Below are 22,394 nucleotides of genomic sequence, written 5' to 3' on the forward strand. Positions count from 1 at the left end.
GTGAAAATTTTGTTGATTTCAACCGTAAAGATAGAAGCTATAAGATGGCTCTCCCGAAGAATAGCTGTTTCAGCCGGAAAAAGTTTGAAACAAAAGTTACGATGTTTAATGCATAGCTTTACAGTCCAAAACCCGTTGGTAGTTTTCCCGGAAGCGATGCTTGTCATTTCCCAAAAGGATGTAGGTTTGTTTGAAATAGGCTATACCCTTTTTGTTTGCAGCCTATATCCTTTTTCCGGATAAGTTATAGGTCATTTTGATTAAATGTTGCGGACAGTTATTGTTATTTCATTCACCTCTTTAATCTGTACTTTGTTTTTCAATGCTTATAAAGGGTGAAGGCAAGCAGTTTTTGCCTTCACCCTTGTAGTTTGCCTTCACCTTGTGTTTTTCTGTCTGTATGAATAGGTGGCAACGAAAAACGAGGTGAAACTGAAATCCCTGGGTGAAGGCGGAAAAGGATAGTGTCTTCACCTAGGGATTGCTTGAAATATATGGTATACAAATAAAAGGTGAAGGTTGAAAAGAAAGTTGCATGTAAAAAACAGCTCCCGTCCCCCAAAATATGGGGCGGGAGCTGTTTGGAATTATACACGTAATGTATTTTACTGATTCTTAATCCTGACGTTCGCGGCGAGGACCACGGTCGCCACGATCCTGACGGGGACCACGGTCTCCACGTTCCGGTCTCGGACCGCGTTCGGGTCTCGGCGGACGTTCCTCATAACCTTCCGGTTTCGGCAGCAACACTTTGTGAGATAATTTGAATTTACCCGTCTTAGCGTCGATGTCTACCAACTTGACGCTGATAGTATCACCTTCTTTCAAACCTGCCTGTTCAACTGTTTCCAGACGTTTCCAGTCGATTTCGGAAATGTGGAGCAAACCGTCTTTGCCCGGCATGAATTCAACGAATGCACCGTAAGGCATGATAGAAGAAATCTTTCCTTCGTAGATTTCGCCGATTTCGGGAACAGCAACGATAGCTTTGATGGAGCGGATAGCCGCATCGATTGTTGCTTTGTTTGTTCCGGAGATTTCGATTTTACCCACTCCGTCTTCTTCTTCAATAGTAATAATGGCACCCGTCTTTTCCTGAATACCCTGGATGATCTTACCGCCCGGACCGATTACCGCACCGATAAATTCTTTACCGATCGTCATCGTTTCGATTCTCGGAGCGTGAGGCTTCAGATCCGAACGAACTTCCGGCTGGGCTTCCATGATCTTGCCCAGGATGTGCATACGGCCTTCTTTTGCCTGTGCCAATGCGTTTTCAAGAATTTCGTATGACAGACCGTCTACCTTGATATCCATCTGGGTGGCAGTGATACCGTCTTTTGTTCCTGTCACCTTGAAGTCCATGTCGCCTAAGTGGTCTTCATCTCCTAAGATATCGGACAGGATAGCGTAGTTCTGACCTTTGTTTTCGGAGATCAGACCCATTGCGATACCGGATACCGGCTTCTTCATCGGAACACCCGCGTCTCTCAATGCCAGCGTGCCGGCACATACGGTTGCCATTGAAGAAGAACCGTTAGACTCTAAGATATCGGAGATCACGCGAACCACGTAAGGATAGTCTGTCGGGATCATCCGTTTCAATGCGCGGTGAGCCAGGTTCCCGTGACCGATTTCACGACGTCCTACACCGCGGGAAGCTTTTGCTTCGCCTGTAGAGAACGGAGGGAAGTTATAATGTAATAGGAAACGTTCTTTTCCGTGGTTCAGTACATCGTCGATCATCTTTTCATCGGCTTTTGTACCTAAGGTGACAGTCGAAAGCGACTGTGTTTCACCACGTGTGAAGATTGCAGAACCGTGAGGACCGGGCAGACAATCTGTTTCGATCCAGATCGGACGGATTTCAGTAGTCTTACGGCCATCCAGACGCTTTCCTTCGTCCAAGATAGCGCGGCGCATTGCTTCTTTTTCTACATCGTGGTAGTAGCGGCCGATCATTTCAACCTTCTCGTCTGTCAATTCTTCTTCAGAGAATTGAGCTTTATACTCTTCGACAACAGCTTCGAATGCTTCGGCACGCTGATGCTTGTCAGTGCCGGATGTTGCAACGGCATAAGCCTTTGCGTAGCATTTTTCGTGTACATCTTTACGCAGTTCGTCGTCATTAACTTCGTGGCAGTATTCGCGTTTAACCAGTTTGCCGCAAGCTTCGGACAGTTCAAGCTGTGCCTGGCACTGTATTTTGATCGCTTCATGTGCGACTTTGATCGCTTCCAGCATTTCCGATTCCTGAACTTCGTCCATTTCGCCTTCCACCATCATGATGTTGTCAAGCGTAGCACCCACCATAATATCAATATCTGCTTTTTCCAATTCAGAGAACGTGGGGTTGACTACATACTTGCCATCGATGCGTGCGACACGGCATTCGGAGATTGGCCCGTTGAAAGGAATATCCGATACGGCCAATGCGGCGGAAGCCGCCAGTCCGGCCAGTGCGTCCGGCATATCTTCACCGTCTGCGGAGAATAATATGACATTTACATATACTTCAGCATGGTAATTATCCGGGAAAAGAGGGCGGAGAGCGCGGTCAACCAAACGGGAAGTCAGAATTTCGTAGTCGGAAGCTTTACCTTCTCTTTTTGTAAAACCTCCCGGAAAACGGCCAAATGCCGAGAATTTTTCTTTGTACTCTACTTGTAACGGCATGAAGTCAACACCCGGGTTTGCATCTTTAGCGGCGCAAACAGTAGCCAGCAACACAGTGTTGCCCATACGCACGGTAACTGCACCGTCCGCCTGTTTTGCCAATTTCCCGGTTTCGATGGTGATGGTTCTTCCATCAGCCAATTCGATCGTCTTGTTAATTGGATTAAGCATAATCTTTTTCTTATTTTTCTATCTGTAAAATTGGTGCAAATGTAATGAAAGTTTGTCTGTAAACGTGTGAAAATGAAAATAAAAAACATGAGAAAAGCTCTTTTTTATAAAAATAGCGGGAAGATTTAGCGAATAATAGTGCCACAATTGTAAATTAATGTATATTTGCAGCGGATTAAAACAAGAAGTAAAGATATGATGAAACAAATATCCACACGACTGTTGACTGTTTTAGGACTGTGCATGTTCTTATTTTCAGCTTGTAACAACTCCTCGGATTTCACGGTGAAGGGAGTCGTGGCGGGAGCTGACGGTCAGCTTATGTATTTAGAAAATGTCGGAATCTCGAATGTGGTGACACTCGATTCCATCAAGCTGGCTCCCGGCGGGAAGTTCAAGTTTACGGAGAAGCGTCCTGAGTATCCGGACTTTTATCGTCTGCGTCTGAATAACCAGTTGATCAATTTCGCAGTCGATTCGACCGAAACCATTTCCTTCGTCGCTGATGCCGGTACTTTCGCGACTTCCTATTCTGTGGAAGGTTCTGAAAATTCAAAGGCGATAAAGGCGATCACTTTGGCACAACTGGATGCAAACCAGGCTATCAGCCGCTTGCGGAAGGAGTATGAAGATAAGATGATCTCAGATACGACCTATCGCACGAAGGTTTTGGCTGCTGCCGACGCCTATAAAGAAGTCGCCCGGAAATATATTTATTCGGCACCGATGTCCACGGCAGCCTATTTTGCTTTGTTCCAGCAGATCGATGGCTTGTTATTCTTTGATTTGTATGATCGGAAGGATGTCAAGGCATACGGAGCTGTTGCAACCAGCTACGATCACGCTTATCCGGAAAGCCCGCGTTCGAAACATCTCTACAATCTGACACTGCAATCCATGAAGGTCTTGCGTGCTCAACGTCCTGTTGACTATAGCAATGTGGAGACAAAGGAAATTTCATTCCTTGATATCGAATTGCCGGATGTCCGGGGCGAAGTGGTAAAACTCTCTACGGTTGCTCCCGGAAAGGTCGTTTTGATCAACTTTACGGCTTATCAGACGGAATGGTCGCCGGCTTTGAATATGGCATTGGGTGAATTGTATACAAAATACCATGATCAGGGACTTGAGATTTATCAGGTGTCGTTGGATAGCGATTTTCATTTCTGGAGAAACGGAGCGTCCAATTTACCGTGGGTAACTGTCCGCGACCCGCAGTCTGTTTATTCGCAGGTGGCAGGTTTGTACAATGTAAAACAATTGCCCGCCCTTTTCATCCTCGACCGTAAAGGAAACCTGGTTAAGCGTGTTGAAGACGTGAAGAAACTGGAAACAGACGTAAAAGCAGTACTTTGATTTATGATTTATGAATTATAATTTATACGTTGATGAAATCATAAATCATAATTCATAAATCATAACATGTTGTAAAACACTTCGAAAGGATTTGCGTTCTTAAAAAGATCGTTTATCTTTGCAAAGTCTAAAATACAGAGAAAGAGGAGTTCCGGCCAAGCAGTTGGTCGGGATTCTTTTTTTATTGTGCAGTAATCAATAATAACATTTTAAATAAATAGGAGGATTTAGTATGGCAGTGAGCTATATGACGAAAGATGGTTATGATAAGATTTTAGCTGAAATCAATTATCTGGAAACCGTGAAACGTCCGGAAATATCTGCCCAGATTGCAGAGGCCCGTGACAAAGGCGATTTGTCTGAGAATGCTGAATATGACGCAGCAAAGGAAGCACAGGGTATAATGGAAGCAAAGCTTGCCCAGTTGAAGGGCTTGATCTCTAACGCCCGCCTGATAGACGAATCCCGTGTCCAAACAGACGAAGTTCAGATCCTGAACAAAGTGAAGATCAAGAACACAAAGAACAATGCAGTCATGACGTATACTTTGGTCTCTGACTCGGAAGCAAACCTGAAAGAAGGTAAGATTGCAGTCAGCACTCCGATTGCGCAGGGGCTGATGGGGAAAAAGGTAGGCGACATTGTGGAAATTAAAGTCCCATCCGGTATGATGAGTTTTGAAATTATGGATATATCGATTTAATAATATAACATTATGGCATCTATATTCAGTCGAATTGTGGCGGGTGAGATCCCTTGCCATAAAGTAGCGGAAGACGAAGAGTTTTTCGCTTTTCTGGACATCAATCCGGTTGCGGCCGGCCATACGCTGGTGATTCCGAAAAAAGAGATCGATTATATTTTCGACATAGAAGATCCTATGCTCGGACGTATGATGGCATTTGCCAAACGGGTGGCCCGTGCACAGGAAGCTGTTATTCCTTGTAGGCGGGTCGGTTTGGCCGTGATGGGACTGGAAGTTCCTCATGCGCATATTCATTTAATTCCGATTCAGAAGGAGTCGGATATGTATTTTGGTGGAAAGAAAATGGAGGTTACTCAGGACGTGCTCGCAGACACTGCTGCACAGATAAGAAATGCCTTTAAATAAATGAGGTAAAGTCTTTTTGGTATAAAAACTTTATGTATATTTGTGACCGCTTCTTCCTCTGTATGATAATATTGAGAGGAAGGAAGCGGTTTTTTTATAAAGATTCATTAGTGGTTTTTACTCATAAATTTGTTAACCTTAGAAGAAAGGCCCTCCTTGTGAAAGGACGGCCTTCTTTTTTAAACACACAATCATTGTAATATGCAATTTAATTGGGGATTTTCTTAATCGACTTTGGTTATGGAACCGCTCCCGACATTGCCGTCCCCGAAAACCTTGTTTGTATGGCAGGAGCATAAAAGCCCTGCCATGAGTGTGAATACCAGTATAAATGAATATGATCTTTTCATGATTCTGTTGTTTATTATAGACTATATGTTGAAGAAATTGCTCCAGGGAAATGTGCTCCATCCGTTTATTCCGGTCTGATAGACATAGAAGAAACATAATATTACGGATACAAACCATAAGATCAGCAACGTCCATTTTGCAGTGTCAGGCAATGGCTTTGCTTTGAACAGTTGCATGCAGATTGCATATACGAGGGCAAAGATCGGAATGCCGATTAATAAAATGAAATCGATGCATCCCATGATGGTCAGCGAAATAGGCGTTCCTGATATCAGGTCGGCCCCGAACGGTGACAATTGATATAGGAAACCTGTACCTCCGACAATAAGAGCAAAGGTGACGACAACCAAAATGAAAGCGGCAAGCAGTAATGGCGGTAGCAGGATGATCCCGATCAGTATGGCCAGGAATTTGAGGATGAAACCTACCACTCCGACAAACAAATCTGCCAGTTTTTGCAGAAAGCTTCTCGGCTTGTCGGAACTCATATAATCATTTACATTATTGCTAACCTTTTCGAAACCATCTGTAACCGTTTTGCCTATGTTTTCGAGGGTGACACTTTGCCCGCGCATCATCAGCTTGTCGGCTGCGGTCCGTGCCAATGGCATTACCAGCCATAATATAAGGTATAGGATAATGATCGGTGCATAGGGAATGAAAAGCAGGATGATCATGGCAAGGCGCACAGCCGTCACGTCCCATCCCGTATAAGCGGCGATACCACCGGCTACACCTCCCAATACCCGGTTATCCGGATCGCGCATCAGCTTTTTCGGGCCTCTGGGGATCTCCTCTTCCTGGAAAGCTTGTGCCTTGGCTTCTTCCTTGTATTCTTTTTCTTCTTCACCTTCGAACAATTCTTCCGGCTTGCCCATGCGTTTGATTACCTCTTCGACATGTTCGATCGTGATCACTTCATGCCCCAATCGAACCCGCTCATTGAACAGTTCGGAGATACGCATTTCAAAATCGTTCATAATCTCTTCCGAACCTTCTTCCTTGCGGAAGTGGATGCGGAGGTTTGCCAGATATTTATCGAGCAGTTGGTATGCATCTTCGTCAATGTGGAAAACCGTTCCTCCCAAATTAACTGTCAGTGTCTTCTTCATTGTTTTCTGATTTTAATTGTTTCTGATGTGGTTGATTGTATCGTTCAGCTCCTGCCAGGATGTTTCCAGTTCACCGAGGAATTCTTCTCCTTTCGGGGTAAGTTGGTAATACTTGCGAGGCGGTCCTTGAGTAGATTCTATCCACTGGTAACTTAATAGTTCACTATTCTTTAATCTTGTCAACAGAGGATATAGGGTACCTTCCACAACAATCAATTTAGCTTCCTGTAACTTCTGGATAATGTCAGAGGTATACGCCGGCTCTTTTTTGAGAAGCAATAGAATGCAATATTCCAATGTTCCCTTTCTCATTTGTGATTTTACGTTCTCTGCATTCATTTTTATTTTGTTTTACGCTACAAATATATGTATTGCCTATGTACTATGCAATACATACTACTATGTTTATCCTAATTTAACATTAATATTGCACAAATCCGGCGTTTTTGTGTAAAAAAGAGGCTAATCTCATGACAAATAGAATAGAAAACAGTACTTTTGCAGGAGCAATTCAAAACAAAGAATTATGATTTACTACCATTATGCCGAGTTGGTTCATCGACAGGCAGAAAAATATGGTTCCCGCACTGCATTGAAATATCGTGATAATGCAACTGGGAAATGGTTAAAAATATCTTGGAAGGAATTCTCTGAAAAAGTTATGCTTACGGCTAAGGCAATGGCCGAATTCGGGATAGGAGTACAGGAGAATATCGGGGTTTATTCACAGAATATGCCGCAATGTTTTTATACGGATTTCGGGGCATATGCGAATCGTGTGGTCTCTATTCCGATGTACGCGACGAATTCTCCGGGGCAGATCGAGTATATAATCAATGATGCTCATATACATACATTGTTTGTTGGCGAGCAGTTGCAGTATAATAATGCATTCAAGGTGCAGAAAGAATCCCAATACCTGAAGCGCCTGGTTGTGTTTGATCAGGCTGTCAAGTTGAACCCGGAAGACAAGACCTCGATTTATTTTGACGATTTCCTGCGGCTGGGCGATAATGCGCATGCCGAGACAACGGTGAAGATCCGTATGAACGAAGCGGTGCCGGAAGACTTGGCCACCATAATATATACTTCCGGGACGACCGGCGAGTCCAAAGGGGTCATGCTCCATCATTCCAATTATCTGGAAGCTATGCGTATCCATGATATCCGCCTTCCGATGGTAACGGATAAGGATCTTTCCATGTGTTTTCTGCCGCTGACTCATATTTTTGAAAAAGCGTGGTCTTACTATTGTTTGCATAAGGGAGTGACGATTGCGATCAACCAAGATCCTAAAATGATTCAGAAGACATTGCCGGAGGTGCATCCTACGTTGATGTGCAACGTTCCCCGTTTTTGGGAGAAGGTATATGCCGGCGTGCATGAAAAGATCAACTCGTCGTCTCCCACCATGAAGAGAATCTTTTTGGATGCTATCGAGACCGGGCGCAAGTATAACCTGGAATATAAAAATAAGGGCATCTCGGCTCCTTGTGGGTTGAAGCTGAAGTTCGAAATGTATAATAAGACCGTTTTCAATTTGTTGAAACGGGTGTTAGGGATCGAACGCGGCCGTTTTTTCCCGGTGGCCGGTGCGCCGCTTTCGGATACAGTCAATGAATTTTTGCAGTCTGTCAATATTCCGATTGTGTATGGCTACGGTTTGAGCGAGACGACGGCAACCGTCTGTTTCTATCCTGAAATCGGATTCCAGTTCGGCTCGATCGGCGATGTCATGCCGGATGTACAGGTGCGAATCGATCCGGAGAATAGCGAAATCCTGGTAAAAGGCAAGACTGTGATGTCCGGCTACTATAATAAACCGGCTGAAAATGAAAAGGCGTTTACGGAAGACGGTTATTTCCGTACGGGAGATGCCGGAAGGATGGAAGGAAACACGTTGTTCTTCACCGAACGTATCAAGGATTTGTATAAAACATCGAATGGTAAATATATCGCCCCACAGGCAATTGAAATGGTTATGAGCGGTGATCAGTATATCGAACAGATTGCCGTTATCGGCGACCAGCGTAAGTTTGTCAGTGCGTTGATTGTTCCCGTTTATTCGTTATTGGAAAAGTATGCCGAAGAAAAGGGGCTGGCTGTTGGTAGCCGGGAAGAGCTTGTTCGGAATAAGGAAGTCCTTCGCCTGATCGAGACACATATCGAGGAAAATCAGAAGAACCTGGCTTCTTATGAGAAGATCAAGCGTTTCACCTTGTTGTCCGAACCCTTTACGATGGGGTCTGAACTGACGGATACGCTCAAGCTCCGCCGTTCAGTTATTTTGAAGAAATACGCGGATTCGATCGAGAAGATGTACGAAGAAGCTTCAAACCTTTCCTGATCGTCCTTGATAAACGCACCGATGACAAAAGCCCGACGGAAATAAACTCCCCGTCGGGCTTTTGTCATTTCGGTAGAAAAAAGAGGTGTCTTATGTACAAATAGAAATGTTAAAAAATATTACCCTTGCTACTAATTCTGAATATATGGGGTAGTAATCCGATTTATATGGGGTAGTAGTGACATTTTGATAGTCAGGAAAATTGAGTATCTTTGCCGGACAAATTTAAAAACAAGAATTTTTATGATCACATCAGACCAACTACACAATGTGTTGGAGCGCGAGCAAGCGCTGAGGGGGTATCTTTGACATAGATGGTAAAACCATCCAGTTAGAAGAGGAAGAGTTACGCACTCATGATCCCGGTTTCTGGGAAGATGCCAAACGGGCGGAAGTCCAGATGAAGAAAGTAAAAGAACTGAAAAAGTGGATCGAACTTTACAACGAGGTTCATGCTGCAGCGGAAGAATTGCAGTTGGCTTATGATTATGTAAAAGAAGGGATTGTCAGCGAAGAAGAAGTTGACGAGGCTTATGGCAATGCCATCCAGTTGGTGGAAAGCCTGGAGTTCCGCAATATGTTGCGCCAGGAAGCCGACCAGATGAGTTGTGTGCTGAAGATCAACTCCGGTGCCGGCGGTACGGAAAGCCAGGACTGGGCTTCCATGCTGCTCCGTATGTATACGCGCTGGGCGGAGGCGAACGGATATAAGATTTCCGTAGCCAACTACCAGGAAGGGGATGAGGCTGGTATCAAAACAGCGACTCTCAACATCGAAGGCGACTATGCTTACGGATATTTGAAGGGCGAAAACGGCGTGCATCGTCTGGTACGTGTGTCTCCTTATAACGCGCAAGGTAAACGAATGACTTCATTTGCTTCTGTCTTTGTCACCCCGCTGGTCGACGATACGATCGAGGTGAAGATCGATCAGGCGGCTATCTCTTGGGATACTTTCCGTTCGGGAGGTGCCGGTGGGCAGAACGTGAACAAGGTGGAGTCCGGAGTGCGTCTGCGCTATCAGTTTAAAGATCCTTACACGGGCGAAGAAGAAGAAATCCTGATCGAGAATACGGAAACCCGCGACCAGCCTAAGAACCGGGAGAATGCGATGCGCCAATTGCGTTCAATTTTGTACGACAAGGAATTGCAACATCGTATGGAAGAACAGGCAAAGGTGGAAGCGGGAAAGAAAAAGATCGAATGGGGTTCCCAGATCCGTAGCTACGTGTTCGACGACCGTCGTGTGAAAGACCATCGTACCAACTACCAGACCTCCGACGTCAATGGTGTGATGGATGGCAAGATAGATGATTTCATCAAGGCTTACCTGATGGAATTCGGGGCAGAAGAAACTGCAGAAAAGTAAGTATTCATGGGACGCAGATGGTGCAGAAGACACTGGCTGCGCCCCGCTTTCTTCTCTTGCTTGAAGAGTCTTCCCCATGCTTCCTCTTTCTTTCAAAGAGTGATTATATCCTTACTTTAGACGAAGATCCGGATGCTGATTATAATGGAATAAAAAGGATAAATGCATTACAATGGATGATGGCTTAAAAAGAGAAGTTTTTCTGTGAACATTTGCATATCTCGATTATAAATCGTAATATTGCACCCGATTTCAGAGCAGTACTCTGAGCAGGTCCTATAGCTCAGTTGGTTAGAGCACCTGACTCATAATCAGGGAGTCCTTGGTTCAAGCCCAAGTGGGACCACTTTTATAAACCTCCAATTATCTAACACATAGATGGTTGGAGGTTTTATTTTGTCTGAATTGTTTGCTAAATTAATTTCGGTATGATCCATCCGTTCCCCGGAATGCGTTGTTCCTCCTTACCCAAAGTATGCAGGCCAAAGAGCAAGCTGCGCATGCCATAAAGACAATGCCCGTTGTGGCCATCGTATCGCCTAGCCCGACTAAAGGGGATACCAATCCTCCAAACCCGAACCCGACCGCACCCAATAAAGCTGAAGCTGTGCCGGCATGTTCGCGTTCGCATTCCATTGCCAAGGCGGTGGTTGAGGTGAAAGAAAAGCCCATCATGAAAAGTAGAGCAATCAGCAATCCCTCGTATATCCAGAAATTACAATTTAGGTTCATGGCTATACATACGATAGCGGAAAGGATAAGCATACCTATGCTGCTGGCGAATGTACTGTTTTCCGGCTGGCGGAATCTGACGGATAAGCCGGCGGCTAACCCGATCGCAACTGCATTGGCTGCGAAGCAGATGCTAAACCCGAAAGCGGAAAACCCGTAATATTCCTGCACAATGAAAGGAGAAGAAGCTATGTAAGCAAACAGCACACCTTGTGCGAATCCGAATTGAAGGACGTAGGCCACATAACGCCGGTTTCGCAATACACGGCCGAAACTGGCAAATACGTTACGCCATTTTGTTGCCTTGCGTCGTTCTTTCGGTAACGATTCTCGGAATAGCCGGCATCCTAATAGTAGGATGATTCCTAATGCCAGTAACACCCAGAAGATCCCTTTCCAGCCGATCCCTTCCGTCAATCCTCCTCCGATGATCGGGGCGGCTACGGGAGCGACTCCATTGATGGCCCCGATGATCGCAAGTGTCTTTGCCAACTCCTTACCGGTGAACATGTCTGTCGCGACAGAACGGGAGATTACGATACCGCCGGCACCCGCAATCCCTTGTAGCAAACGCAGCACTACAAATATCTCGATAGTGGGAGCAAAGATGCAGCCTATCGTGGCAATAATAAAAAGATACATGGCAGCCAACAATGGTGAACGACGCCCGTACTTGTCACTTAGCGGTCCGAAAAAGATTTGTCCTGTCGCTAGTCCGATCATACTGGCTGTCAAACCCAATTGTACCAATGATGGTGTTGTCCTGAAATATTCTCCCATTGAAGGCAGGCTGGGGAGATACATATCGGTGACAAACGGCCCGAATGCCGTCAACATCCCTAACAGGGTAAGGAGAAAAAGTTTGGAGTTCCCATTGTTACTTTGTATGTCAATCATCTTTTTTCTTTTTTATCTGATAAAACATGCAAAGGTACATTCAAACGGGTAAGTACGATTGTCTAAAATATCAGTTTCTTTGGTTATTATCGGTAGCTTTTCAATACCGGATTCCCACTTCTTCATCTTCCCATTTGTCACAAAATACGGAAACGGGAAAATTGTTTTTATTATATTTATATGTGTAAGTAACGGAGGAGCGGTTCCCCTCGCTGTTTTCGGATGTGATCTTCGTTATATTATGGTGATGGTTCAAGAACTGAACATTCTTAAAGTCATAGGAGTAGACATGGTTATAATACCACCAGCCTAAGAACCACATGGGAAATTCCAAATGGCTGATACTGCCGGAGGCATTGTCGTATTCATACGTGTATTTTACTAGCAGGTTGGATTCATTGTCGTATATTTCCTGTCTGAGCAGTTGCCGGGTGGCAGGATCGAAAGTCAGAAAGGCATATCGGTCGCCTTCCTTGATCTGTTTTTCTCCATTTGCCCCCTGTTGGAAAATACCGGTGAAGGAAACTTTGATGGGTAAACCGTTTGCATCGAGTGCCACCTCTTCTCGATAATCTATGTCCATCGACGGTTCACCACCGTGACTGACCTTGTAAGTCTTGTCTCCGGTTTTGGCAAAATGTACCCAGGCATGCCCGTCGGCTACATCTTTAGGAGGCGTGTAGGATATGCTGACAAATTCTCCGTCTTCATAATTGAAGTGAGCCGCTTGCCCGTCCGGATATTGGATCCCGGCAAACTGGTTGCCGGAGTAGGCGAATGAGGCGGTAACCTGCCCGTTTGAAAGAAGGACACTGGGCCGCCCATCTATGCCTGTCAGCTTGATGTCGTCATTATCACTGCAGGAAGATAGACACAATCCGGCCATCAACAAGATAGCGGATGAAATAGTCGAAAGTAACTTGTTCATAATAATATCTGGTGTTTGTTTCTAATATGATGAATGGGGCGGAAAAAGGGTTGCATCATCCTGTCTATTTTCTTTGCGGATGTTTATAATTTGCTATTTTTGTAGAATGCTATAACCATCCGGTGGCTCGGATATAAAAAAGTAAGAAAATGGAAAAAGCGAATGTTACTTTGTATACGGTCATCGGAGATCCTAACCGTATCGTGAAAGCAATTCAGGAACGTTTTAAAGAGATGGCCGAAGAGTTAGTTTGCGAAGATGAAACGGTCGACCTGACTTTACCGGATGGAACACATGTCATCTTCTCGATCAAGCACCGGCGAAGCAAGCCGGATTTTATTGCTTCCCATACATCCGGTATGGCCAATTATTTTTCGCAGGTGAAGACGCCGTTAGCTGAACTGAAAGAAAATGTCTTGTGTCAGATACGTGTGTTCAACTGTGTGACGGGTATCACTTTCGATCTGAACGACAATGAAGACCGGACGAACTATATCCTGAACCGTTTGTTTGAGATTGCCGGAGACGTGAACGGTTTTCTGCTCTATCCGAGCATGCAGATCTTTACGAGTGAAGGAAAACTTCTCTTCTCTGCCAAAGGCGAAAGCCAGTTGACCGAGTTTATCCCGGTCGGGAATGCCGATTTTCTGGACGGGAACCGCCCGGAAGAAGCTCAGGCAGATGTGGAAAGACGTTTGCGTTCTATCGCGTTGCTTGAAGAGAAGCATATTCCTTATATGGAATATTTGCGTAGCGAAGTATTGGAAAGCGAAGCCCGTTTGAGAAGCCGGAAGGAGATAGTGCAACGAGCCGCCGCATTGTTTGCCGTAGCCGTCTATTCGGAAGTCATACTCTCAGAAGGCTCGGGACGGGAAGAAGCTCTGTTCTATTTTAAAAAGATGGAACAATTGTACAAGATAGAATCTTACTTGTCACCGGCCGAAGCCGCTTATATCGATAATCCCGATCCGGAAGAACAAGAGTGCATTCAGTTCGGATGGCGCTACGAATGTGCAGGTGTCTTGCTTTGGGCGGCAGGCATTGTAGATGATTTGCCCTATCCGTCCGAGATTATCGATGTCCCAGTCTTGGCTGCTATTTTCTGGCAACATAAAGGCTGCTCTGAATTGCTTTCAAAAGGTTTTCCCCGTTCGCAGTCCGAAATATTGGATGCTGCCGATATTACACTTCGGTATGATTGGGCTTGTGTGGAAGCACGAATTCATGGAAAAGAAGCTCCGGCTTCGTTGAACGGGGGTGTTGTCATGGAACGGCATTATGCCTTTAACTGGATTATCGGAGCGAATGGCGGTGCAGGCTGGGATGATATCCAGCCGAATACATGATGTATGATCATCTGCCGTTCACTACGAAATTCCGTATCTGGCATTCCGTACCCTGTGAGGCGGGGTTCTTCTTTTTTGATATACGGAGAACCAGTTTGTGATCCGTGTCTTTCAGTTCCGTTTCTAGCATGTAGACCCAGGGGATATAAAGATTGTGGCTCCATTCAGTGAAAGTGTCCAGTTCTTTGAACGGGGCGCCGTCGACACTATATTCCAAAATTCCTGCAGAAGGTCCGCTGACGCAGAAGATGCCGATCGCTTTCCCTTGGAAATCCAGTGTTAGTCGGTCTCCTGGACGTGTAGCTTCTAACATAGGAACATCGACAAAGCCGTTCCGCTTGCCGGCCTTGTTGTCGGGATGCCAGTTGTCTACTAATTTCCAACCTTTGTTTAAGTGGGCTTTTTCGAGAGCAATGAAATCTCCGTTATAATAACTATAGGGATCCAGTGGCTTGGCCGGGATTTCGTGTGCCTCGATCGTTCCTGCCGGTGAAACTCCTTTCCACATCTCATCGAAAAGGTGGCCGATGGCAGCAGCATAAAATTTATGTCCGAAAGGTTTCGGATGAGTGCCGCCGAAATCGTCCCAGGTAAATTCGCCGTCTTGCATTCGTTCACCGATCTCCTGGCAGAGATTGATCGAAGGAATAAGGTAGTGGTTCGCCACCCGTTCGTGATTTAGGATGACATCTGGCATCTGACGGCGGGCGATCATTGGGATAAACGGATCATAGATGAAGTGCAGCATCACGATATCCATTTCTGGATTGCTTTCCAAAGCATGGCGCACTTCCCCTTCCATACCGCGCACCTGTTCGAGGGTACTGAATCTGTTCGTGTCGTCGTTTACGGCGGCTTCGACGAAAAGAAGGTCGACTTTCCCCTTCGAAAGGATATCATGCTGCAGGCGGAAAGAACCCGGAGTCGTCCCGGTCGAACCGATGCCTGCTTCTACCCATTCGAACTGTGTATAAGGGAAACGTTGCTGTAGCTGTTGTTCTATCATATTGCGCCATCCGTTCATTTCCGTGATGGAGCCTCCCAGAAAAGCGACCCGTGCCCGGCGTTCTTTTTCGAATTTACGGAACGAATTCTGTAAACTTCCGCGTATATTATAATGTATGTACTTTTCGTACTCCGGCTGCTGGCGAAGGATGAAGTCTACTACCGGTTCCGGATTGTCCAAACTATGTGGATGATGGTCGCACCCTTTCTTTAGGATAACTTCCACCGGACCTCCTGCCGCAAGGTAGCGCGAACGTACGACATCCATGTTTTCCTTGTAGGGGACGGTCTGATCGCTATCGCCGCATACACTGATGATCGGTATGCCTGCGGCTGCAATCGGGGCGAGGTTGTCGATCGGGTTCCCTTTGAAATGTTCCATTCCGGCATCTGTCAGGTTCCATTCCTTCAACAGATCATTCCACAAAGCCGTGTTTTTTCTTCCCGGCCAGCTAAACACGTCGCAAACAGGAGCGTCTACATATATACAAGCCACTTTCTCTGTATTTTGGGCCGCCCAGTTGAAGACGAACAAACCGCCGCGGCTGAATCCTTCCAGTGTGACTTTTTCGGAAAGATTGTAAAGATCCGTCATATTCTCATAGAATTCGGTGCCCAGAGAAACAGCTCTTGGACTTCCATATAGATGAGTTACGTCGTAATAGACAATGTGGAACCCTTTTTCCAATAATGCTTTGTCCACACTTGGAAAAGCGTCGAAGAACGCTGGACGCCAGATCCATGGATTTCCTTTGGCAGCTTTTTTAGGAACGACAATGGTTGCCTGGCGATCCTTGAAGGTGAAATCGTAGCGGTCACATCCGTTCCATTCGCCTGTTTTTTCATGGGCCTGGGCGACCAGACCGGTTATCAGGGACAGAAGTACCAGATAAATAATCTTTTTCATAATAATCATGGTATTTATAAAGTTTACATTGGAGGGGCAAACGTACATAAAATGCTTATTTTATGCAAATCAAACCTCTAAGAATCAGGGGTGGGATGTGAAAGAAATAAAAATACTTCGTGTATTCGCACACACAAACTTGTGTAGAACAAAAAAAATGCCTTATATTTGCCCCGTATTATGAAAAACGAATATTAATATCATGAACACATTTCAAAAAGCAAGTGAGAAAATGACAAATTACAGATGGACAATCTGTGCGATGTTATTTTTTGCAACAACAGTGAATTACCTCGATCGCCAGGTTCTTTCTTTGACCTGGGATGAATTTATCAAACCGGAGTTCCATTGGGATGAATCCCATTACGGTACGATAACATCAGTTTTCTCAATTGTGTATGCAATCTGTATGCTGTTTGCCGGCCGTTTTATCGACTGGATGGGTACGAAGAAAGGATATCTTTGGGCTATCGGTGTTTGGTCGTTCGGAGCCTGTCTCCATGCCGGTTGCGGTATTGCAACCGAACATTATGTCGGAATGAATAGTGCAGCCGAATTGATTGCAGCGACAGGAGATGTTGTTGTGATATTGGCAACCGTGAGTATGTATTTCTTTCTGGCCGCCCGTTGTATTCTGGCATTGGGTGAAGCGGGTAACTTCCCTGCTGCCATCAAGGTGACGGCTGAATACTTCCCAAAGAAAGACCGTGCTTATGCGACTTCGATCTTCAATGCCGGTGCTTCTATTGGTGCTTTGGTCGCTCCTATCTCTATTCCCTTGTTGGCAAAAGCTTGGGGTTGGGAAATGGCTTTTATCGTGATCGGTGCGCTCGGTTTTGTCTGGATGGGTTTGTGGGTATTTATGTACACGACTCCGGAGAAGAGCAAACATGTGAATAAAGCTGAGTTGGAGTATATTGAACAGGATAAAAACGAAAAAGACGTTGTTGTCGTTGAAGAAGAACACGAGAAGAAGATCGGTTTCTTGCAATGTTTCACGTTCAAACAGACTTGGGCCTTTGTTGTCGGTAAATTCATGACGGACGGGGTTTGGTGGTTTTTCCTTTTTTGGACTCCTTCTTACCTGAATACGCAGTTCGGTATCAAGACCTCCGATCCGTTGGGCATGGGGTTGATCTTTACTCTGTATGCCATCACGATGTTGTCTATTTACGGAGGTAAACTACCGACGATCTTTATTAACCGGAGTGGGATGAACCCGTATGCTGCCCGTATGAAAGCGATGTTGATTTTTGCTTTCTTCCCGTTGCTGGTACTGTTGGCGCAGCCGTTGGGTACGATTTCACCGTGGTTCCCGGTTATCATGATCGGTATTGGTGGTGCAGCTCACCAGTCATGGTCTGCCAATATTTTCTCGACTGTCGGTGATATGTTCCCGAAATCGGCTATTGCAACCGTTACGGGTATTGGTGGTATGGCCGGAGGGGTCGGTTCTATGATTTTACAGAAAGTGGCTGGGAATTTGTTTGTTTATGCAGATGCAACTCAGATGACATTTATGGGCTTCACTGGCAAGCCTGCCGGTTATTTCATAATCTTTTGTGTATGTGCTGTTGCTTATTTGATTGGTTGGATTATCATGAAGATTTTGGTTCCAAAATATAAAGTGATCGTTCTTGAATAATTGACATAGAGAATATATAGTTATAAGGAAGAAGGAGGATGTGCCCGTGTGGATGCATTCTCCTTTTTTGTTATAGGAAAGCGGCTGCTTTTCCGAATACGTTCAGGAACGACTGGTTGACCAGTGTTTGATCGGTTTGGCTCCGGGAAAGAAAGGGGATCTGGTGGGAATATGGAAATGGAAAATCCATCTCTTCCAAGATCTTGTTGGATATATTGCCAAGGGCTTTGACCACTCCCAATGTCGGCATGACTTTGTCTTTTTTCAGCGAGATCGCCCGTATCTGGTTACAGGCTCGTTGGAAGAATGTCTCACGGTGATCCTGCATGACGTCTTCGCGGATCATGGTTTTGAACGCCTGTTCCATAAAATCGTTTTTGAAGGTGGTCGGTAGCAAACGTTGTTCCAAGAAATCATGGCGATAGTATTTCTGTATGCTTTCGAAAGCTTCCTTATCCATGATGTCTCGTGCATTCCCATCCATCTCGCTGAAGATCGAACCGCCGCAGAACATGAACAGGTGCGTATCACTGAACATCTTTTCCGGGTTTGCGAGTAGAAGCACTTGCGATAGGAGGGCTCCGATGGAGTAGGCGAACAGGTTGATGGATGCATCTTCTTTGAAAAGTGGATGCTTGCCTTCTTTTATTTCCAGTACTAGTTGCCACAGGTTGTAGATGGATTCTCTGCCGGATGCGTAAAAGCGTAACGGGTTGTTGGAAAGCCGGCTGCTGAGTGCAACGTTGGCAAACGTGGAATTGCTGAGGTCATTGATCTCGCTTTTCCGGATATTCGCCCACGATAGGGTTTCCCTCGGATTACACCAGCGGCTGGGTGTACGGTTCATATGGAAAGCGATCGGAAAAAGAATGACTGGTTTTCCCGTATTTTGGGCCAGATATTCCGCCCAGGTCAGATATTTTTCCCATGTACGTTCGTTCAAACCATGCAGTAGGATGATCGCCTTGTCCCGTTTTTCTTTTTCGGAAGGTGCAAAGACGGTATAAGTGAAGGTCTTGTTTTCCTGGATATGATTGTCGGTTACCGGACAAAAATCGGTGCCGGTAAGTTCTTTTTGGAATTCATTGATCTCGCTGGCTCCTATTGTCTGGGTAAAGCGGAAGGGAATGATCTCCAGATGGCTGTCTGCCAAATCAGTTTTTTTGTCATACGAAAAAAGACTGTTGAGTTGCTGTGTACGAATCGAAATATCCATATGCTTTTTGAATTGTTTCTTGCAAACTATATATAGAAAACAGTCATTTAAAATAAATGGTTTAGGCTGTTTGGGGTGAGGTCGGAAAGTTGGGGAAAGGAGTGAAATTTTGTCCTCTTTTTGTTTTGTTCTGTGATAACGGAAAACTCTCCGATGCTCACTTGCATCCCTTTCTTGGTTTGGTGTATAGTGGAAACCTGAGATCATAGTTTCCTTATCCAGATGGAGAACCAATTCTTGCTTGCCTTTCTGAGCGAAGGTGAAAGTTAATCTCCTTTGCGACAGGTCTATCTGTAGTCCAGTAGGTGTCCCAGTTGCCGTCGTTTACCTTGCTTGTTCTGAACTTTCGGTTGCTTTGCTGGTATGTACCCATTGGTTGCAATCCGGGTCGGTTGGATTGAAAGTTGATGCATGTGTGTTTCCCTATCCCCATTCCAGATCGTTGAATGTGTTCGGCCCTAAATGAACAAAGGCATATGTCTCCATTTTGGGCCATTCCACCTGTTCCGGAGTCGGAATGGGTGGAATGGGGGTAGGGGTTGTGACCTCTTTGTGGGAAAAAGAGGCTTAAAAACCGAGCTCCTACAGAAAAAGTAAATTTGTGCTTTCCATTATTTTGTTTTTGAATTTGTGGCTGATTCGTCAAAGATAAGAATTTCTTCTTTTCTTATTGTCTATCTTTCGATAGGCTTGTTTTACCTCTGTCCTGCCATTTTTATTTCTTTATGTCCTAAAAAAGGGGGGAAAGATCTCACATATGCGTACCATATATATCCATTTTTTTGAGAGAAAAAAAGATATAAAAAACCTTCCCAAACATTTGCATAAAAGAAATCTTCGTTCTACTTTTGCACCCGCATTCGAGCGAGAGTGGCCGTGATTGACATGATGCGAAGTAGGTAACGGTGATAGGGAAGGATGAGGTTAGCGAGGCTAAGCGAGATGTCCGACCACCCGGAGGGTTTCGAAAAAAAAACTTTTCAAATTTTCTTCTAAAAAATTTGTCAGTTTAAAAAAAGTCCTTACCTTTGCAGCCGCAATCGAAACGATAGCGATAAGTTCTTTGAAAATATTACATATCAACAAGTAGTACAAGAGACGTATAGAAATACGAAACATACCGTCAGTGACTACGATAAAGACGAGATTCTGAGCGAAGATATAAAACAATTTCAACAACGAAGAGTTTGATCCTGGCTCAGGATGAACGCTAGCGACAGGCTTAACACATGCAAGTCGAGGGGCAGCATGGTAAGTAGCAATACTTATTGATGGCGACCGGCGCACGGGTGAGTAACGCGTATGCAACTTACCTATCAGAGGGGGATAGCCCGGCGAAAGTCGGATTAATACTCCATAAAACAGGGGTTCCGCATGGGACTATTTGTTAAAGATTCATCGCTGATAGATAGGCATGCGTTCCATTAGGCAGTTGGCGGGGTAACGGCCCACCAAACCGACGATGGATAGGGGTTCTGAGAGGAAGGTCCCCCACATTGGTACTGAGACACGGACCAAACTCCTACGGGAGGCAGCAGTGAGGAATATTGGTCAATGGCCGAGAGGCTGAACCAGCCAAGTCGCGTGAAGGATGAAGGATCTATGGTTTGTAAACTTCTTTTATAGGGGAATAAAGTGTGGGACGTGTTCCATTTTGTATGTACCCTATGAATAAGCATCGGCTAACTCCGTGCCAGCAGCCGCGGTAATACGGAGGATGCGAGCGTTATCCGGATTTATTGGGTTTAAAGGGTGCGTAGGTGGTAATTTAAGTCAGCGGTGAAAGTTTGTGGCTCAACCATAAAATTGCCGTTGAAACTGGGTTACTTGAGTGTGTTTGAGGTAGGCGGAATGCGTGGTGTAGCGGTGAAATGCATAGATATCACGCAGAACTCCAATTGCGAAGGCAGCTTACTAAACCATAACTGACACTGAAGCACGAAAGCGTGGGTATCAAACAGGATTAGATACCCTGGTAGTCCACGCAGTAAACGATGATTACTAGGAGTTTGCGATACACAGTAAGCTCTACAGCGAAAGCGTTAAGTAATCCACCTGGGGAGTACGCCGGCAACGGTGAAACTCAAAGGAATTGACGGGGGCCCGCACAAGCGGAGGAACATGTGGTTTAATTCGATGATACGCGAGGAACCTTACCCGGGTTTGAACGTAGTCAGACCGACCTTGAAAGAGGTCTTCTAGCAATAGCTGATTACGAGGTGCTGCATGGTTGTCGTCAGCTCGTGCCGTGAGGTGTCGGCTTAAGTGCCATAACGAGCGCAACCCTTATCACTAGTTACTAACAGGTCGTGCTGAGGACTCTGGTGAGACTGCCAGCGTAAGCTGTGAGGAAGGTGGGGATGACGTCAAATCAGCACGGCCCTTACATCCGGGGCGACACACGTGTTACAATGGCATGGACAAAGGGCAGCTACCTGGCGACAGGATGCTAATCTCTAAACCATGTCTCAGTTCGGATCGGAGTCTGCAACTCGACTCCGTGAAGCTGGATTCGCTAGTAATCGCGCATCAGCCATGGCGCGGTGAATACGTTCCCGGGCCTTGTACACACCGCCCGTCAAGCCATGGGAGCCGGGGGTACCTGAAGTCCGTAACCGCAAGGATCGGCCTAGGGTAAAACTGGTGACTGGGGCTAAGTCGTAACAAGGTAGCCGTACCGGAAGGTGCGGCTGGAACACCTCCTTTCTGGAGCCAGAGTCTCATGAGAAAGTAGTAATTTCAATGAGGTATGTTATTCTCTGGTACTACGGTTGAATATGTATAAAATATGATCTTAACCGGGCATGCCGGTATAGAGAAAGATGAGGCTGAGGTATTTATCTCAGGCGCACAACAGTTGACAGTCCTATAGCTCAGTTGGTTAGAGCGCTACACTGATAATGTAGAGGTCGGCAGTTCAACTCTGCCTGGGACTACCAAACAGTTGACAGTTGAGAGTAAACAGTTGAAAGGTAAACAACTTTCCACTCTGCACTCTGCACTTTCAACTCTCTACGGGGGATTAGCTCAGCTGGCTAGAGCATCTGCCTTGCACGCAGAGGGTCAACGGTTCGAATCCGTTATTCTCCACACAAGATGAGTGATTATTGATTTATTAATTATTAATTATTCATTAAACATAAGATCTTTGACGTATTGGACAACTTCAAAAAAGTAAAGTAACAAAAAAAGTAAGAGCAAGCTAAAGATATATCAATCCGACAC

General features: G+C 45.4%; 15 protein-coding genes, 3 tRNA genes, 1 rRNA gene and 1 pseudogene. 11 read left to right on the top strand and 9 right to left on the bottom strand.

Translation table 11 applies throughout. The features are described from left to right. Nucleotides 1–615 precede the first annotated feature (615 nt). Nucleotides 616–2,847, bottom strand: coding sequence for a polyribonucleotide nucleotidyltransferase (gene pnp / locus NQ564_RS16815; RefSeq protein WP_008147149.1), 2,232 nt, complete (start codon nucleotides 2,845–2,847; stop codon nucleotides 616–618). A 198-nt stretch (nucleotides 2,848–3,045) separates the two neighbouring features. Between pnp and NQ564_RS16820 the strand changes: the two genes are divergently transcribed. The 3 genes from NQ564_RS16820 to NQ564_RS16830 all read left to right on the top strand — a co-directional run bounded on the left by NQ564_RS16820 (nucleotide 3,046) and on the right by NQ564_RS16830 (nucleotide 5,314). Beyond that, on the top strand, nucleotides 3,046–4,203 hold the full coding sequence (locus tag NQ564_RS16820; RefSeq protein WP_036608027.1) for a TlpA disulfide reductase family protein: 1,158 nt from the start codon (nucleotides 3,046–3,048) through the stop codon (nucleotides 4,201–4,203). Nucleotides 4,204–4,435: 232 nt separating this feature from the next. Then, entirely contained in the window at nucleotides 4,436–4,906 is a 471-nt protein-coding gene (greA, locus tag NQ564_RS16825; protein ID WP_008147156.1) for a transcription elongation factor GreA, read from the top strand. Between the two features lie 12 nt (nucleotides 4,907–4,918). Continuing rightward, nucleotides 4,919–5,314 carry an HIT family protein gene (locus tag NQ564_RS16830; RefSeq protein WP_008147158.1) on the top strand — a complete coding sequence of 132 codons (396 nt, stop codon included), beginning with the start codon at nucleotides 4,919–4,921 and terminating at the stop codon, nucleotides 5,312–5,314. Nucleotides 5,315–5,538: 224 nt separating this feature from the next. On the opposite strand, the gene NQ564_RS16835 is transcribed toward NQ564_RS16830, so the two are convergent. Genes NQ564_RS16835 through NQ564_RS16845 form a run of 3 tightly spaced genes read right to left on the bottom strand, consistent with a single transcriptional unit; the run spans nucleotide 5,539 to nucleotide 7,116 of the window. Next, nucleotides 5,539–5,664: a hypothetical protein gene (locus tag NQ564_RS16835; protein WP_259033984.1), complete on the bottom strand. Its 126-nt coding sequence runs from the start codon at nucleotides 5,662–5,664 to the stop codon at nucleotides 5,539–5,541. A 21-nt stretch (nucleotides 5,665–5,685) separates the two neighbouring features. Then, a complete protein-coding gene (locus NQ564_RS16840) occupies nucleotides 5,686–6,777 on the bottom strand; it encodes a PspC domain-containing protein (RefSeq protein ID WP_008147159.1) in 1,092 nt (363 codons plus the stop codon). Nucleotides 6,778–6,789: 12 nt separating this feature from the next. After that, complete coding sequence (locus NQ564_RS16845; protein WP_005635619.1) at nucleotides 6,790–7,116, bottom strand: PadR family transcriptional regulator; 327 nt, start codon at nucleotides 7,114–7,116, stop codon at nucleotides 6,790–6,792. Nucleotides 7,117–7,303: 187 nt separating this feature from the next. Between NQ564_RS16845 and NQ564_RS16850 the strand changes: the two genes are divergently transcribed. The 3 genes from NQ564_RS16850 to NQ564_RS16860 all read left to right on the top strand — a co-directional run bounded on the left by NQ564_RS16850 (nucleotide 7,304) and on the right by NQ564_RS16860 (nucleotide 10,839). Next, entirely contained in the window at nucleotides 7,304–9,124 is a 1,821-nt protein-coding gene (locus NQ564_RS16850) for an AMP-dependent synthetase/ligase (protein WP_008147163.1), read from the top strand. A gap of 243 nt (nucleotides 9,125–9,367) precedes the next feature. Further along, a protein-coding gene (prfB, locus tag NQ564_RS16855; protein WP_129650280.1) for a peptide chain release factor 2 occupies nucleotides 9,368–10,493 on the top strand; the annotation gives its coding sequence in 2 pieces (ribosomal slippage) (nucleotides 9,368–9,430 and nucleotides 9,432–10,493; 1,125 coding nt in all). Between the two features lie 272 nt (nucleotides 10,494–10,765). After that, nucleotides 10,766–10,839: transfer RNA gene (locus NQ564_RS16860), tRNA-Ile, on the top strand. A gap of 71 nt (nucleotides 10,840–10,910) precedes the next feature. Here the strand turns inward: NQ564_RS16860 and NQ564_RS16865 are convergent. Continuing rightward, nucleotides 10,911–12,122 carry a multidrug effflux MFS transporter gene (locus tag NQ564_RS16865; protein ID WP_008147169.1) on the bottom strand — a complete coding sequence of 404 codons (1,212 nt, stop codon included), beginning with the start codon at nucleotides 12,120–12,122 and terminating at the stop codon, nucleotides 10,911–10,913. A gap of 100 nt (nucleotides 12,123–12,222) precedes the next feature. Next, entirely contained in the window at nucleotides 12,223–13,050 is an 828-nt protein-coding gene (locus tag NQ564_RS16870; RefSeq protein ID WP_008147171.1) for a hypothetical protein, read from the bottom strand. A 149-nt stretch (nucleotides 13,051–13,199) separates the two neighbouring features. Between NQ564_RS16870 and NQ564_RS16875 the strand changes: the two genes are divergently transcribed. After that, nucleotides 13,200–14,396, top strand: a complete 1,197-nt coding sequence (locus tag NQ564_RS16875) for a DUF4272 domain-containing protein (RefSeq protein WP_008147173.1) — start codon at nucleotides 13,200–13,202, stop codon at nucleotides 14,394–14,396. Between the two features lie 7 nt (nucleotides 14,397–14,403). Here NQ564_RS16875 and NQ564_RS16880 read toward each other — a convergent pair whose 3' ends face one another. Next, nucleotides 14,404–16,356: an SGNH/GDSL hydrolase family protein gene (locus NQ564_RS16880; protein ID WP_039848010.1), complete on the bottom strand. Its 1,953-nt coding sequence runs from the start codon at nucleotides 16,354–16,356 to the stop codon at nucleotides 14,404–14,406. A gap of 154 nt (nucleotides 16,357–16,510) precedes the next feature. Here NQ564_RS16880 and NQ564_RS16885 point away from each other — a divergent pair, with 154 nt between their 5' ends. Beyond that, complete coding sequence (locus NQ564_RS16885; protein ID WP_008147177.1) at nucleotides 16,511–17,953, top strand: MFS transporter; 1,443 nt, start codon at nucleotides 16,511–16,513, stop codon at nucleotides 17,951–17,953. 70 nt (nucleotides 17,954–18,023) lie between these two features. On the opposite strand, the gene NQ564_RS16890 is transcribed toward NQ564_RS16885, so the two are convergent. Continuing rightward, a complete protein-coding gene (locus NQ564_RS16890; protein ID WP_039848011.1) occupies nucleotides 18,024–19,169 on the bottom strand; it encodes a DUF6051 family protein in 1,146 nt (381 codons plus the stop codon). Nucleotides 19,170–19,520: 351 nt separating this feature from the next. Further along, nucleotides 19,521–19,730 (bottom strand): annotated as a pseudogene (locus NQ564_RS16895) (alpha-L-fucosidase); the annotation flags it as partial. 614 nt (nucleotides 19,731–20,344) lie between these two features. On the opposite strand from NQ564_RS16895, the gene NQ564_RS16900 reads away from it, so the two are divergent. The 3 genes from NQ564_RS16900 to NQ564_RS16910 all read left to right on the top strand — a co-directional run bounded on the left by NQ564_RS16900 (nucleotide 20,345) and on the right by NQ564_RS16910 (nucleotide 22,259). Then, nucleotides 20,345–21,875, top strand: a 16S ribosomal RNA gene (locus NQ564_RS16900). 156 nt (nucleotides 21,876–22,031) lie between these two features. Further along, nucleotides 22,032–22,108 (top strand) — tRNA-Ile (locus NQ564_RS16905). 77 nt (nucleotides 22,109–22,185) lie between these two features. Beyond that, nucleotides 22,186–22,259: transfer RNA gene (locus NQ564_RS16910), tRNA-Ala, on the top strand. The last annotated feature ends 135 nt before the right edge of the window (nucleotides 22,260–22,394 follow it).

It is taken from the genome of Parabacteroides johnsonii DSM 18315, from assembly GCF_025151045.1.
In the GTDB taxonomy this organism is placed as follows: Bacteria; Bacteroidota; Bacteroidia; order Bacteroidales; family Tannerellaceae; genus Parabacteroides; species Parabacteroides johnsonii.